The sequence below is a fragment of the Streptomyces sp. NPDC002926 genome, from assembly GCF_053591755.1.
The window spans coordinates 35,803-49,231 of the sequence record NZ_JBSFUK010000001.1; the positions used below are offsets into that span (position 1 = coordinate 35,803).

The following is a 13,429-nucleotide window of genomic DNA, read 5'->3' on the forward strand; positions in this document are numbered from 1 at the left end:
TCAGGCGACCTTCTTCGCGGTCTCGATGGCCTTGGCCAGGTCCTCGAGGATCGGCGCGCACTTGTCGTAGGAGTAGATCGGCTCGGTGACGCGCGGCAGGACCTGACCGGCCTTGACCGCGGGCAGCCTGGTCCAGGTCGGCTTGGAGGTGAGCGCGGCGGGCTGCAGGGCCGAGGAGCGGTTGTCCATGATGATGATGTCGGCGCCGTACTTGCCGACGTTCTCCCAGCTGAGCTCCTCGAAGAAGCCCTGGGCGTTCGCCTTCGGCTCGACGAACTTCACGCCCAGTTCCTGGAAGTACAGGGTGTCGGCCGACGTCTTCGGCACGGAGACGTAGAAGAGGTCCTGGCTGGCGGAGCCGATGAGCACCTTGATGTCCGGCTTGGCCTTGGCGGCTGCGCGCAGCCGGGCCGCGGCCTTTTCGAAGCGGGCCTTGGCGGCCGTGGCCTGCTTGCCCCTGACGTCACCGCCGAGGGACTCGGCGAGCTCGGCGTGGCGCTGCAGCGCCTTCTGCATCGTGGTCCCGGCCGCCCACAGCAGCACGCTGGGGGCCAGCTTCATGATCTTGTCCTTGGACTGCGGCGGAACGTACCACGGGTCGTCCTTGGCCCACATGTTGGTGATCAGCAGCTCGGGGCTCAGGGCCGCGTACTGCTCGATGTTGAACTCGCCGTAGACATTGCCGATGATCTCGACCTTGTTGATGTCGAGGTCGCCGGCCTGGACGTCGGGCTTGCCGTCCTTGCCCTTGGTCGGGCCGAAGACGCCCTTGACCTCGACCCCGTAGTCGTACAGCGCCGCGGCGGTGCCGGTGAACGCGACGATGTTTCTCGGGGTCGTCTTCAGCCGGATCTTCGTATCGCGGTCGTCGGTGAAGGACCAGGGGCCGGACTTCTCGGCGGCCTTGCCCGAGCCGCCCGAGCCGCCCTTGGCGTCGCTCTTGCCGCAGGCGGCGAGCGCGGCGCCGATTCCGAGGGCGCCGCCCGCGGCGAGCAGACCGCGACGGGTGAGATGGGAAGGGCGGGCGTTGGGCATGATGATGTCCGCTTTCGTCCGTGCCGATTCGGCCACTGGGCAGTTCAAAGGTAGGTTAGCCTAACCTTAGTTTCTGTCCAGAGGGTGCCTCCCCGGAGCGGACACCGGGGTCGGGGACGGCTCGCGGCCGGCCCGGAACCGGGCCCGAACGCCAACAGGGGGCGACCCTTTCCGGGCCGCCCCCCGTTCATGCGCGTATCAGCCCGACAGGCCCAACTCCCGCGCGATCAGCATCCGTTGAACCTCACTCGTGCCCTCGCCGATCTCCAGGATCTTGGAGTCCCGCCACATCCTGGCCACCGGGTACTCGTTCATGAAGCCGTAGCCGCCATGGATCTGGGTGGCCTCGCGGGCGTTGTCGACGGCGACGGTCGACGAGTACAGCTTGGCGAGCGCCGCCTCCTTCTTGAACGGCTCGCCCTGGACGAGACGCGAGGCCGCGTCCCGCCAGCCGACCCGGGCCATGTGCGCCCGCATCTCCATGTCGGCGATCTTGAACTGGATCGCCTGGTTGGCGCCGATCGGCCGGCCGAATGCCTGGCGCTCCTTGGCGTACTTCACGGATTCGTCCACGCAGCCCTGCGCGAGTCCGGTCGCCAGCGCCGAGATGGCGATGCGGCCCTCGTCGAGGATCCGCAGGAACTGGGCGTATCCGCGGCCCTCCTCGCCGAGCAGATTTGCGAGCGGCACCCGGACGCCGTCGAAGGAGAGTTCGCGCGTGTCCGAGGCGTTCCACCCGACCTTGGAGTAGGGCGCGGCGACCGTGAAGCCGGGAGTGCCGGACGGGACGATGATCGAGGAGATCAGCGGCTTGCCGTCGGAAGTGCGGCCGGTGACCGCCGTGACCGTCACCAGACCGGTGATGTCCGTGCCGGAGTTGGTGATGAAGCACTTGGAGCCGTTGATGACCCACTCGTCGCCGTCCCGGACGGCCGTGGTCCTCGTGCCACCCGCGTCCGAGCCGGCGCCGGGCTCGGTCAGCCCGAACGCGCCGAGCAGCTCGCCCGAGCAGAGCCGCGGCAGCCACTCCTGCTTCTGCTCCTCCGTGCCGAAGCGGTAGACCGGCATCGCGCCGAGCGAGACGCCGGCCTCGAGGGTGATGGCGACGGACGAGTCGACGCGCGCCAGCTCCTCGAGGGCGATGCCGAGGGCGAGATAGTCGCCGCCCATGCCGCCGTACTCCTCGGGGAAGGGCAGTCCGAACAGGCCCATACGGCCCATCTCGCGGACGATCTCGTAAGGGAACTCGTGGCGCTCGTAGAAGTCGCCGATCTTCGGCGCGACGACGTCGTGCGCGAACGCCTCGACGGTGCGGCGCAGTTCCTCGTGTTCAGGGGTGAGGCGATGGTCGAGCGACATTGCTACGACTCCTTGTGGGAGAGGGCACGCACGGTGCGGGACGGGCTGGGACGGCCCAGCTGTTCGGCCATCCACACGCTGGTGGCGGTGAGCCGGCCGAGGTCGACCCCGGATTCGATGCCGAGGCCGTCGAGCATCCACACGAGGTCTTCGGTGGCGAGGTTTCCGGTCGCGCTCTTCGCGTACGGGCAGCCGCCGAGGCCGCCCGCGGAGGCGTCCACGGTGGTCACACCGTGCTGGAGCGCGGCCAGGGTGTTGGCGAGGGCCTGGCCGTAGGTGTCGTGGAAGTGCACGCCGATCGCGGAGGTGGGCACGCCCTCCTCGTTGAGCTCGGCGAGCAGGTTCTGCACATGGCCCGGCGTGGCCACGCCGATGGTGTCGCCGAGGCTCAGTTCGTCGCAGCCGAGGTCCATCAGCCGCTTGGCGACCCGGACGACCTGGTGGACGGGGACCGGGCCCTCCCACGGGTCGCCGAAGCACATGGAGAGATAGCCGCGGACATGGATCTTGTCGGCGCGGGCCTTGGCGACGACCGGCTCGAACATCGCCAGCGACTCGTCGACGGTGCGGTTGAGATTGCGCTGCGCGAAGGTCTCGGTCGCCGATCCGAACACGGCGATCCGGCGCGCACCGAGGGCCGTCGCCCGCTCGAGCCCGCGTTCGTTCGGTACGAGGACGGGCAGCGCGACGCCTTCGATGTCGCCGAGCAGCGGGAACAACTGCTCGGCGTCGGCGAGTTGGGGCACCCACTTGGGGTGGACGAAGCTGGTCGCCTCGATCGTGGCCAGACCGGCGTCGGCGAGCCGGTGGATGAACTCGGCCTTGACCTCGGTCGGAACGACCGTCTTCTCGTTCTGCAGCCCGTCGCGGGCGCCGACCTCGTGGATACGGACGCGGGGCGGCAGATCCTGCACGGGAACGGCCATAGGCAGCCCGTCGGTCATGCTTCCTCCCTCGGGGTGACGACCGCCAGGATCTGGTCCATGGCGACGGTCGAGCCGGGTGTGACGTCCAGTTCCGTGACGGTGCCGGCATGCGGGGCGGAGATGACGTGCTCCATCTTCATCGCCTCGACGACCAGCAGACTCTGGCCCGCGTCGACCTCGTCCCCGACGGCGACCTTCACCACGGTGACGGTGCCCGGCATCGGTGCCGCCAGGGTGTCGGCGCCGGCGTGCGCGGCGCCGCTGAGAGAGGCCTCCACCGGGTCGTGGTCCAGCACGTGCCAGCTGTCGCCGTCCCGGCCGAGCCAGCTGCCGGAGCGGTGGAAGGTGTGGGTGACGCCGTCGAGTTCGACCGTCACCCGCCCGGGCTCGAGCGCGACGAGCCGGGCGCCGGACCACCGGCCCGGCAGCTCCGCACCGTCCGCGGCTTCGCCGAGCGCGATTTCCGTGGCTCCGGCCACCGTGCGCGTGCGCAGCTGCACCGGATCGTGGCCGGGAACACGGAAGTCATGGACCGTCCAGGCGGGGGTGCCGCCCAGGCGCCAGGCGTTCGACACCGAGAAGGGGTCCACCCAGCCCGCACTCCGCTGCGGGGCCGGCCCGGCGAGCCGTACCGCCGCGGCTGCCGCGTACACCTCGTCCGGGACACCTTCCGGGACCAGGTCGTCCGCCTCACGCTCCACCAGACCCGTGTCCAGGTCGCCGGAGACGACCGATTCGTGGGCCAGCAGGCGGCGCAGGAAGCCCGCGTTCGTCGGGACGCCGAGGGTGACCGTGTCGGCGAGGGCCGCGCGCAGTTGGCGCAGGGCGGTCGGCCGGTCGGGGCCGTACGCGATGACCTTCGACAGCATCGGGTCGTACAGGCTGCCGACCTCCGTGCCCTCGGACAGGCCCGAGTCGGTGCGCACCCCGTCGCCCTGCGGCTCGTGCAGCGCGAGGACCGTGCCGCCCGAGGGCAGGAAGCCGCGTGCGGGGTCCTCGGCGCAGATACGGGCCTCGACCGCGTGGCCGGTGAGGCTGATGTCCTCCTGCGCGAAGGGCAGTTGCTCGCCCGCAGCGACCCGCAGTTGCCACTCCACCAGATCCAGGCCGGTGACGAACTCCGTCACCGGGTGCTCGACCTGGAGGCGGGTGTTCATCTCCATGAAGTAGTACGCGGACGGGTCGTGGCCCGGGACGATGAACTCCACCGTGCCTGCGCCCCGGTAGCCGCACGAACGGGCCGCCTGGACCGCCGCCTCGCCCATCGCGGCCCGGGTCTTCTCGTCCAGCAGGACGCTCGGCGCCTCCTCGATGATCTTCTGGTGGCGGCGCTGCAACGAGCACTCACGCTCGCCGAGGTGGACCACCTGGCCGTGACCGTCCGCCAGAACCTGGATCTCGATATGCCGGGGCCGGTCGATCCACCGTTCCACCAGCAGTGTGTCGTCACCGAAGGAGGCACGCGCCTCACGGCGGGCCGCCGCGATCTCCTCGAGCAGCGCGGACTCGACCCGGGTGAGCCGCATGCCCTTGCCGCCGCCGCCCGCCGACGGCTTCAGCAGCACCGGCATGCCGATCTCCCGTGCGGCAGCCGCCAGTTGATCGTCCGTCAGTCCGGACCCGGACGAGCCGGGCACCACCGGGACGCCCGCCGCCTGCACCGTCTCCTTCGCGCGGATCTTGTCGCCCATCAGCGAGATCGCCGAGGCCGGCGGGCCGATGAAGACCAGGCCGGCGTCGGCGCAGGCCTGCGCGAAGCCCGCGTTCTCGGCGAGGAAGCCGTAGCCCGGGTGGACCGCCTCGGCGCCGGTGCGGGCCGCGGCCTCCAGCAGGCGCTCCACGCAGAGATAGCTCTCCGCCGCGGGCGCGGGGCCGATACGGACCGCGGTGTCCGCCTCCCGTACGTGCCGCGCGTCCGCGTCCGCGTCACTGAAGACGGCGACCGATCGGATGCCCATCGCGCGCAGGGTGCGGATGACCCGTACCGCGATCTCGCCTCGGTTGGCGACCAGGACAGTGCTGAACATGGAGGTCCTCACATCCGGAAGACGCCGAAGCCGGGCTCACCCAGCGGGGCGTTGGCACACGCGGTCAGGGCCAGACCCAGCACCTGCCGGGTCTCCATCGGGTCGATCACGCCGTCGTCCCACAGCCGTGCCGTGGCGTAGTAGGCGTTGCCCTGCTGCTCGTACTGCGCGCGGATCGGCTCCTTGAAGGCCTCCTCCTCGGCGGCGGGCCACACCTCGCCCCGGCCCTCGAGCTGGTCGCGCTTGACCGTCGCCAGCACCGAAGCGGCCTGCTCGCCGCCCATCACCGAGATCTTGGCGTTCGGCCACATCCACAGGAAGCGCGGGGAGTACGCCCGGCCGCACATCGAGTAGTTCCCCGCGCCGTAGGAGCCGCCGACGACGACCGTCAGCTTCGGCACCCGGGTGCAGGCCACGGCCGTGACCATCTTCGCGCCGTGCTTGGCGATGCCGCCCGCCTCGTAGTCCCGGCCGACCATGAAGCCCGAGATGTTCTGCAGGAAGAGCAGCGGGATACCGCGCTGGTCGCACAGCTCGATGAAGTGCGCGCCCTTCTGGGCGGATTCGGAGAACAGGATGCCGTTGTTGGCGACGATGCCGACCGGGTGACCGTGGATCCGGGCGAAGCCGGTGATCAGCGTCGTGCCGAACTCGGACTTGAACTCGGCGAACCGGGAGGCGTCCACGATCCGGGCGATCACTTCGCGTACGTCATAGGGGGTGCGCGAGTCCACCGGCACCGCGCCGTACAGCCCGGCGGGGTCCACCTTCGGCTCCTCGGCCGGCTCGACCGACCAGGGGAGCGGGCCGCGCTCGGGGAGCGTGGCCACGATGTTCCGTACGATCCGCAGCGCGTGCGCGTCGTCCTCGGCGAGATGGTCGGTGACGCCGGAGATCCGGGAGTGGACCTCGCCGCCGCCCAGCTCCTCCGCCGTGACGACCTCGCCGGTCGCGGCCTTCACCAGGGGCGGACCGCCGAGGAAGATCGTGCCCTGGCCGCGAACGATGACGGCTTCGTCGCTCATCGCCGGGACGTACGCCCCGCCGGCCGTGCAGGAGCCGAGCACCGCCGCGATCTGCGGGATACGCGCGCCGGACATCCGCGCCTGGTTGTAGAAGATCCGTCCGAAGTGCTCGCGGTCCGGGAAGACCTCGTCCTGCATGGGCAGGAAGGCGCCGCCCGAGTCCACCAGATACACACAGGGCAGGCGGTTCTCCAGCGCCACCTCCTGGGCGCGCAGGTGCTTCTTGACCGTCATCGGGTAGTACGTGCCGCCCTTGACCGTGGCGTCATTGGCGACGACGACTACCTCGCGGCCGCTGACCCGCCCGATACCGGCGATCACTCCGGCGGCCGGGGCCTGCCCGCCGTACATCCCCTCCGCCGCGAGCGGCGCGAGCTCCAGGAAGGGCGAGCCCGGGTCGAGGAGGGTGTCCACACGGTCGCGCGGCAGCAGCTTCCCGCGCGCCGTGTGCCGGGCGCGGGCCTTCTCACCGCCGCCGAGGCGGGCTGCCGCCAGCCGGCCGCGCAGACCGTCGGCGAGCTCCTGGTGCGCCGCCTCGTTGGCCTGCCAGGCCGCCGAGGCGGGGTCTGCCGCGCTCGCCAGCACGGGTGCCTGCTGCATCGTCTTGAGCCCCCTTGCCCGTACGACTCCGTTGTCGCTTCCGTACGAGGATCAGTTAATGAGCGTTAACGCGTTTCCACCAGGTTAACGAGCGCTAACAGCCTTGTCTAGAATCAATGCCATGAGCACCAGGACGGATGCCCCCAAGCGCCGCGAGCAGATCCTCAAGGAGGCCGCCCGCCTCTTCGCCGAGCGCGGCTTCCACGGCGTCGGCGTCGACGAGATAGGGGCTGCCGTCGGCATCAGCGGACCCGGTCTCTACCGGCACTTCGCGGGCAAGGACGCCATGCTCGCCGAACTGCTCGTGGGCATCAGCGAACGGCTGCTGAGCGGCGGCCGGCTACGGGTGGAGGAGGCCGAGGCCGACCCCCGGGCGCTGCTCGCCGCCCTCATCGACGGGCACATCGACTTCGCGCTCGACGACCGCCCGCTGATCACCCTCCACGACCGTGAGCTGGACCGGCTGCGCGACAGCGACCGCAAGCTGGTGCGGCAGCTGCAGCGGCAGTACGTCGAGCTGTGGGTCGCGGCCGTACGGGAACTGCATCCGGAGGTCCCCGAGTCGGAGGCCCGGGTGGCCGTCCACGCGGTGTTCGGTCTGCTCAACTCGACGCCGCACCTCGGCTCGTACGGCAGCGGCCTGCCCGGCCGGGCGGCGACGGAGACACTGCTGCGGCGCCTGGCGCACGGGGCGTTCGCGTCCCTGACGGTCTGAAGGCACCCCGCCGCGCGCGCCCGCCGCAGGTCATCGGCCGGGTGCGTCCAGCGTTCGGGACAGCGGGCATCGTCGGTGCCCCTGACGGCACAATGGGGCTCATGCCGATACCCAGCCGCGCCGCCCTCGTCGACCACCTCGTCCGCTCACGTATCGCCGGAGACGTCGCCACGCCCCGCGACAACAACCTTTCCCACTACCGCAAGCTCGCCAACGGCGACCGGCACTACTGGCTGGGTCTCGAGCTCGGCGACCGCTGGACCGATGAGCAGGACGTGCTCGCTGTCATGGCCGAGCGGTGCGGCGTCAGTGACGATCCCGGGCACCGGCAGGGCCAGGACACCATCGACCCGGAGCTCACCGTCGACGCCCTGGAGCGGATGGCGGCCCGGCTGCGCAAGGCCGTCGCCGGGCAGCAGCGGGTGCTCTTCGCGACCGGTCACCCGGGTGGGCTGCTGGATGTGCACAGACAGACCGCCGACGCACTGCGGGCCGCCGGCTGCGAGATCGTACGGATTCCGGGCGGGCTGACGGCCGACGAAGGCATGGTCTTCCAGTTCGCGGACGTCGCGATGCTGGAGCGCGGCGCGACCCTGTGGCACACCCACTCACCGGCGCCCATGGCCGCGATCCTCGACGGGCTCGAGCGGGAGGGCCGGGAGCTGCCCGATCTGGTGGTGGCCGACCACGGCTGGGCCGGGTGCGCGGGGCAGCGCGGTCTCGACTCCGTCGGATACGCGGATTCCAATGACCCGGCGCTGTTCATCGGAGAGGCGGAAGGCACCCTCCAGGTGACCGTCCCGCTCGACGACCATGTCACCGATCCGCGCTTCTACGACCCGATGACCGCCTACTTGCTGGACGCGGCCGGCCTCTCCTGACCGAGGCCCGGTGTCGGATCCAGATACACCCGCCGGATCGCCGGGAAGCGCTCCCGCAGCTGCTCCTCCGCCTCCTCGCACGCCCACTCGACCTGCCGGGCGCTCGAGGCGTCCCGGAAGTCGACCTTCGCGGCGATCAGGATCTCGGCCGGACCCTGGATGAGCGTGGTCAGCTCCAGCACGTCCACGATGTGCGGGACGGTGAGGATCTCCTCCCGTACGGCTTCACGCACCGGTTCGGGGAGCGGGCGGCCGATCAGCAGCTGGGCGTTGCTGCGGCCCAGTACCCAGGCCACGAGCACCAGCAGCACGCCGATCAGGACCGACGCGACACCGTCCCAGACGCCGGAGCCCGTCAGCTGGGCGCCGAGCAGTCCGCCGGCCGCGAGCAGCAGACCCGCCAGCGCTGCGGTGTCCTCCAGGACGACCGCCTTGACCGCGGTGTCGGGCGTCAGCCGCAGATAGCGGCCGACCGGCGCCCCCAGCCGGGCGGCCTCGGCGCGGACCTGCCGGACGCCCGTGCGCAGCGAATAGCCCTCCAGCAGGAAGGCGATGCCGAGCACGATGTACGAGACGAGCGGATCGCCCGGATTCTCGCCGTGGATGAGGGTGTGGATGCCGTCGTAGACGGAGAAGACCGCGCCGCCGACGAACGTCGCGACGGCGGCGAGCAGCGCCCAGATGTAGCGCTCGGGGCCGTAGCCGAGCGGATGGTCCTCGTCGGCCGGCTTCGCACTCCGCTTGAGGGAGGTGAGCAGCAGCAGCTCGGTGACCGTGTCGGCCACCGAGTGCGCCGCCTCGGAGAGCATGGCGCTGGAGCCGCTGATCACGCCGGCGACGGCCTTCGCCACGGCGATGCCGAGATTCGCGACCGCCGCGACGATCACCGTGGAGGTGCTCTCACCTGTGCTCGGGGGCTGTTCGCTCGTGCTCGCGGGCTGTTCGCCGGTGCTCGCAGGCTGTTCGCTCATGTACCGGACCGTATGTCCGATCAGTGGGGTACGCGAACGACGCCTTCCTGGATGACGGAGATGGCAAGCCGCCCGTCCTGGGTGTAGATCCGCGCCTGGCCGAGGCCCCGGCCGCCGGACGCCGACGGTGACTCCTGGTCGTACAGCAGCCACTCGTCGGCCCTGAAGGGCCGGTGGAACCACATCGCGTGGTCGAGCGAGGCGCCGACCACGTCGCCGACGGCCCAGCCGCCGCGGCCGTGTGCCAGGAGGACCGAGTCGAGCAGCGTCATGTCGGAGACGTACGTGGCGAGGCAGACATGCAGCAGCGGGTCGTCCGCGAGCTTGCCGTTCGCCCGGAACCACACCTGTGAGCGCGGCTCGCGCGGCTTGCCCACGCTGCCGTACGGCGGAGCGTCGACATAGCGCAGATCGACCGCGGCCCGTGCTTCGAGCATCCGCTCCACGGTGCCGGGGTCGACGAAGTCGCCCGCGTACCGCGGCAGGATCTCGGCCGCCGTCGGCAGGGTCTCGGGGGCGGGCGCCGACGGCATCGCCGCCTGGTGCTCGAGTCCCTCCTCGTACGTCTGGAAGGACGCGGAGAGATGGAAGATCGGCTGTCCGTACTGGACGGCGACGACCCGGCGTGTGGTGAACGAGCGGCCGTCGCGGATGCGGTCGACCGTGTAGACGATCGGCGCGTCCGGGTCGCCCATGCGCAGGAAGTACGCGTGCAGGGAGTGGGCCGTGCGGTCCTCGGGGACGGTGCGGCCCGCGGCGACGAGCGCCTGGGCCGCGACCTGTCCGCCGAAGACACGCGGCACGAGGGCGGAGCGGGACCGGCCCCGGAAGATGTCCTGCTCGATCTGCTCCAGGTCGAGCAGATCGAGCAGGTCGTCAAGTGCTGAGCTCATGGGAGGAAGGTAACTGTCCTTACAGGCCCATGGACTTGGCGATGATCGTCTTCATGACCTCGCTGGTGCCGCCGTAGATGCGGTTGACGCGGTTGTCGGCGTAGAGACGAGCGATCGGGTACTCGTTCATGTAGCCGTAGCCGCCGTGCAGCTGGAGGCACTTGTCGATGACGCGGTGGGCGACCTCGGTGCAGAACAGCTTCGCGGACGCGGCCTCGGCGGGCGTGAGTTCGCCCGCGTCCAGAGCCTCCAGCGCGCGGTCGGCCACGGCCTCGGCGGCGTCCACCTCGGCCTGGCAGGCGGCCAGCTCGAACTTGGTGTTCTGGAAGTGCGCGACCGGCTTGCCGAAGACCGTCCGGTCCTGCACGTACTGCTGGGCGAACCGGACGGCGGCCTTGGCCTGCGCGTACGCGCCGAACGCGATGCCCCAGCGCTCGGAGGGAAGGTTCGCGCCGAGGTAGTAGAAGCCCTTGTTCTCCTCGCCGAGCAGGTCCTCGGCCGGGACCTTGACGTCGACGAAGGCGAGCTCGGCGGTGTCGGAGGTCTTCAGGCCGAGCTTGTCCAGCTTGCGGCCGACGGAGTAGCCCTCGGACTTGGTGTCCACCGCGAACAGGGAGATGCCGAAGCGGCGGTCGTCCTCGCGCGGGGCGGACGTGCGGGCGCACACGATCACGCGGTCGGCGTGCACTCCACCGGTGATGAAGGTCTTGGCGCCGTTGAGGACGTAGTGCGTGCCGTCCTCCGAGAGCTTGGCGGTGGTCTTCATGCCCGCGACGTCGGAACCGGTGCCCGGCTCGGTCATCGCCAGCGCCCACATCTCCTCGCCGGTGACGAACTTCTCCAGGTAGCGCTTCTTCTGCTCGTCGGTGGCCAGCATCTGGATGTACGGCAGGGCGAGCAGCACATGCACACCGGAGCCGCCGAAGTTGACGCCCGCGCGGGCCGTCTCCTCGTACATCACGGCCTCGTACTTGTGCGACTCGATGCCGGCGCCGCCGAACTCCTCGTCGACCCGGATGCCGAAGACGCCCAGCTCGCCGAGCTTGTAGTAGAAGTCGCGGGGCGCCTGGCCGGCGGCGAACCACTCGTCGTAGACAGGCACGACCTCGGCCTCGATGAAGGCGCGGATGGTCTCGCGGAACGCCTCGTGGTCCTCGTTGAAAACGGTACGGCGCACGGGACGCCCCCTTCCCTTTGTGGCTGACCGCCGCCGCTCTCGCGGAGGTGGTTCACCGCCATTGCTCACATGGTGGACTAAGCGCTTGCTCACATTGAAGTTACCCGTGGGTCACAGAGGCTGTCCAGAGTCGGGGATGGTCATCCGCGTCACAGCCGGCCCGCTCACAGCGAGCGCAGCGCGAACCACAGCTCCATCCGTACGTCGGCGTCGTCCAGGTCCTCGTCCAGCAGCGACGCGCAGCGGGCGATGCGCTGGCGGACGGTGTTGCGGTGGACCTCCATCGCCGCCGCCGTACGGTCCCAGCTGCCGTGCAGGGAGAGCCAGCTGCGCAGGGTCTCGACCAGGGCGGGGGAGTCGGCGAGCGGTGCGAGACGCATCCGCGCGTGGGCGGCGGCCTCGTCGGGCGAGAGCAGCGCGGTCAGCGAGGTGCCGCGGTGTCTGACCAGATCGGTGCGGGTGGCCGCGGCCCGGTGGACGGCTCTGGCCGCCTGGGTGTCGGCGGCAGCGAGCTCCTCGGGGCCGACGGGGGCGCTCACGCCGAGCACCCAGCCCGGCTGCGGGGTCACCTCGCGGTCGGCCGGGAGCAGGATCCGTACGGTGCCGTCATCGGCCGGGTCGAGGAGCGCGCTGCCGAGCCCGGCGCCGAGTGCGGACGCGGCGAAGGGGGTGCCGCGTTCACCGCGCGCGTGCACGACGATCCAGCGCTCGGCTCCCAGCAGCGGCGCGGCCTCGGCGGGCCGCGCGCCGAGCAGCAGCCGTACGAGCGCGGCACTGCGCCCGGTGCTTTCGGCGCCCTGGTGGGGCGCGGTCAGCAGCGAGAGCAGCACGACGGCGACGCCGGCAACGGTGTGGTCGCCGGGCTCACGGAGGGGAGTGGCGAGGCCGAGGACGAGCCCCTGGCTGCCGCCGAGGGCGTAGGCGGAGAGATGGGTCCCGCCGACGGCGTCACTGGCGGACGCGGGCGCGAGCCGGCCGGCTTCCCCGCCGTCCGCCGGGCCCCGCCGCGCGGCGGGGTCGGGGCGTGTCCCCTCGGTGCGGGCGGGCGTGGGGTGGGTGCCTTCCTCGGTGGCCGCCGGCGACGGGTTCACCACCTGGGCCAGCCGTGTCAGCGCCGCCCGGGCCTCCGGGCCCGGGGCGCGGCCCGCGGCCGACAGCTCCGTGCCCGACGCGTCGAGCAGCACCGCCTGACCGCCCAGTCGGGCCGCCAGCTGATGGAGGACCGCCGGCACCGGGTCGGGGCGGGCCGCCGCCGTGGCGAGGCCCTGCTGGGCCTGGGTCACCCGGCGCAGCTCCCGGTGGCGGGCCTCGGCCATCAGCCGCCACACCGCGCGGGCCACCGCCGTGAACGTCGTCTTCGGGGGGATCTCCAGCAGCGGCAGCCCGTGCCGGTCGCACGCCTCGATCAGCGCGTCCGGGACGGTGTCGTACACCGGCGCGACGCCGAAGCCGAGGGCCGCGGCGCCCGCCTGCACGATGCGCGACACATACCTGTCGGGGTCCTTCAGCAGCACCCCGGCGCTCATCAGCAGCTCGCCGCCGAGGAGATACGGATAGGGGTCCTCCATCTCCGAGGTGTGCACCCAGTGCAGCACCGTGCCCGCCTCCGGCCCGGCGATCTGGCGAAGGCCGAGATCCTCGCGGGCGATCAGTGCGGCGAGGGGGACAGGTGTGGTTGGTGGGGCTGCTGCAGACTCCGGCATGGATGGTCCATCCATCGGTGGCGTTGAGAATGGATAAAACGTACACTTCAGCGTTGCTTTCCAGCCACCTAGCGTCGTCTCGCACAAGGACTGAGGACCCGGGGGACGAGACGGAAG

Annotated in this window: 11 protein-coding genes; 2 read left to right on the top strand and 9 right to left on the bottom strand. The window is 71.0% G+C overall.

Annotated features, from left to right (window positions below; genetic code table 11):
- The 5 genes from ACWDZ6_RS00170 to ACWDZ6_RS00190 form a co-directional block, all read right to left on the bottom strand.
- Complete coding sequence (locus ACWDZ6_RS00170) at positions 1–1,035, bottom strand: ABC transporter substrate-binding protein (protein ID WP_451501038.1); 1,035 nt, start codon at positions 1,033–1,035, stop codon at positions 1–3.
- Between the two features lie 198 nt (positions 1,036–1,233).
- Positions 1,234–2,394, bottom strand: coding sequence for an acyl-CoA dehydrogenase family protein (locus ACWDZ6_RS00175; protein ID WP_366730737.1), 1,161 nt, complete (start codon positions 2,392–2,394; stop codon positions 1,234–1,236).
- 2 nt (positions 2,395–2,396) lie between these two features.
- Positions 2,397–3,338 (bottom strand): hydroxymethylglutaryl-CoA lyase, encoded by a 942-nt coding sequence (locus tag ACWDZ6_RS00180; protein WP_326650039.1) that lies wholly within the window; start codon positions 3,336–3,338, stop codon positions 2,397–2,399.
- Positions 3,335–5,347, bottom strand: a complete 2,013-nt coding sequence (locus ACWDZ6_RS00185; protein ID WP_451501039.1) for an acetyl/propionyl/methylcrotonyl-CoA carboxylase subunit alpha — start codon at positions 5,345–5,347, stop codon at positions 3,335–3,337. Before ACWDZ6_RS00185 ends, ACWDZ6_RS00180 begins: the two co-directional genes overlap by 4 nt.
- Before the next feature lie 8 nt (positions 5,348–5,355).
- Positions 5,356–6,972, bottom strand: a complete 1,617-nt coding sequence (locus ACWDZ6_RS00190) for a carboxyl transferase domain-containing protein (RefSeq protein ID WP_351447846.1) — start codon at positions 6,970–6,972, stop codon at positions 5,356–5,358.
- Positions 6,973–7,093: 121 nt separating this feature from the next.
- Between ACWDZ6_RS00190 and ACWDZ6_RS00195 the strand changes: the two genes are divergently transcribed.
- Positions 7,094–7,687 (top strand): SACE_7040 family transcriptional regulator, encoded by a 594-nt coding sequence (locus ACWDZ6_RS00195; protein WP_326650036.1) that lies wholly within the window; start codon positions 7,094–7,096, stop codon positions 7,685–7,687.
- A gap of 101 nt (positions 7,688–7,788) precedes the next feature.
- Positions 7,789–8,568 carry a phosphatase gene (locus ACWDZ6_RS00200; protein ID WP_351447852.1) on the top strand — a complete coding sequence of 260 codons (780 nt, stop codon included), beginning with the start codon at positions 7,789–7,791 and terminating at the stop codon, positions 8,566–8,568.
- On the opposite strand, the gene ACWDZ6_RS00205 is transcribed toward ACWDZ6_RS00200, so the two are convergent.
- From ACWDZ6_RS00205 to ACWDZ6_RS00220, 4 genes are all read right to left on the bottom strand, one after another.
- A complete protein-coding gene (locus tag ACWDZ6_RS00205) occupies positions 8,538–9,539 on the bottom strand; it encodes a cation diffusion facilitator family transporter (protein ID WP_451501040.1) in 1,002 nt (333 codons plus the stop codon). The two genes, ACWDZ6_RS00200 and ACWDZ6_RS00205, sit on opposite strands and share 31 nt — an antisense overlap.
- A 20-nt stretch (positions 9,540–9,559) precedes the next feature.
- A complete protein-coding gene (gene tesB, locus ACWDZ6_RS00210; RefSeq protein ID WP_451501041.1) occupies positions 9,560–10,432 on the bottom strand; it encodes an acyl-CoA thioesterase II in 873 nt (290 codons plus the stop codon).
- Between the two features lie 19 nt (positions 10,433–10,451).
- The gene (locus ACWDZ6_RS00215; RefSeq protein ID WP_451501042.1) at positions 10,452–11,609 is read right to left on the bottom strand and encodes an acyl-CoA dehydrogenase family protein; all 1,158 of its coding nucleotides are present in this window, start codon (positions 11,607–11,609) and stop codon (positions 10,452–10,454) included.
- Positions 11,610–11,773: 164 nt separating this feature from the next.
- A complete protein-coding gene (locus tag ACWDZ6_RS00220) occupies positions 11,774–13,312 on the bottom strand; it encodes a PucR family transcriptional regulator ligand-binding domain-containing protein (protein ID WP_451501043.1) in 1,539 nt (512 codons plus the stop codon).
- Between the last annotated feature and the right edge of the window lie 117 nt (positions 13,313–13,429).

Bases quoted from the DNA above. Each gene is read 5' to 3' on its own strand.
- ACWDZ6_RS00170 (WP_451501038.1), bottom strand. From the start codon at position 1,035: ATGCCCAACGCCCGCCCTTCCCATCTCACCCGTCGCGGTCTGCTCGCC.
- ACWDZ6_RS00175 (WP_366730737.1), bottom strand. From the start codon at position 2,394: ATGTCGCTCGACCATCGCCTCACCCCTGAACACGAGGAACTGCGCCGC.
- ACWDZ6_RS00180 (WP_326650039.1), bottom strand. From the start codon at position 3,338: ATGACCGACGGGCTGCCTATGGCCGTTCCCGTGCAGGATCTGCCGCCC.
- ACWDZ6_RS00185 (WP_451501039.1), bottom strand. From the start codon at position 5,347: ATGTTCAGCACTGTCCTGGTCGCCAACCGAGGCGAGATCGCGGTACGG.
- ACWDZ6_RS00190 (WP_351447846.1), bottom strand. From the start codon at position 6,972: ATGCAGCAGGCACCCGTGCTGGCGAGCGCGGCAGACCCCGCCTCGGCG.
- ACWDZ6_RS00195 (WP_326650036.1), top strand. From the start codon at position 7,094: ATGAGCACCAGGACGGATGCCCCCAAGCGCCGCGAGCAGATCCTCAAG.
- ACWDZ6_RS00200 (WP_351447852.1), top strand. From the start codon at position 7,789: ATGCCGATACCCAGCCGCGCCGCCCTCGTCGACCACCTCGTCCGCTCA.
- ACWDZ6_RS00205 (WP_451501040.1), bottom strand. From the start codon at position 9,539: ATGAGCGAACAGCCTGCGAGCACCGGCGAACAGCCCGCGAGCACGAGC.
- tesB (WP_451501041.1), bottom strand. From the start codon at position 10,432: ATGAGCTCAGCACTTGACGACCTGCTCGATCTGCTCGACCTGGAGCAG.
- ACWDZ6_RS00220 (WP_451501043.1), bottom strand. From the start codon at position 13,312: ATGCCGGAGTCTGCAGCAGCCCCACCAACCACACCTGTCCCCCTCGCC.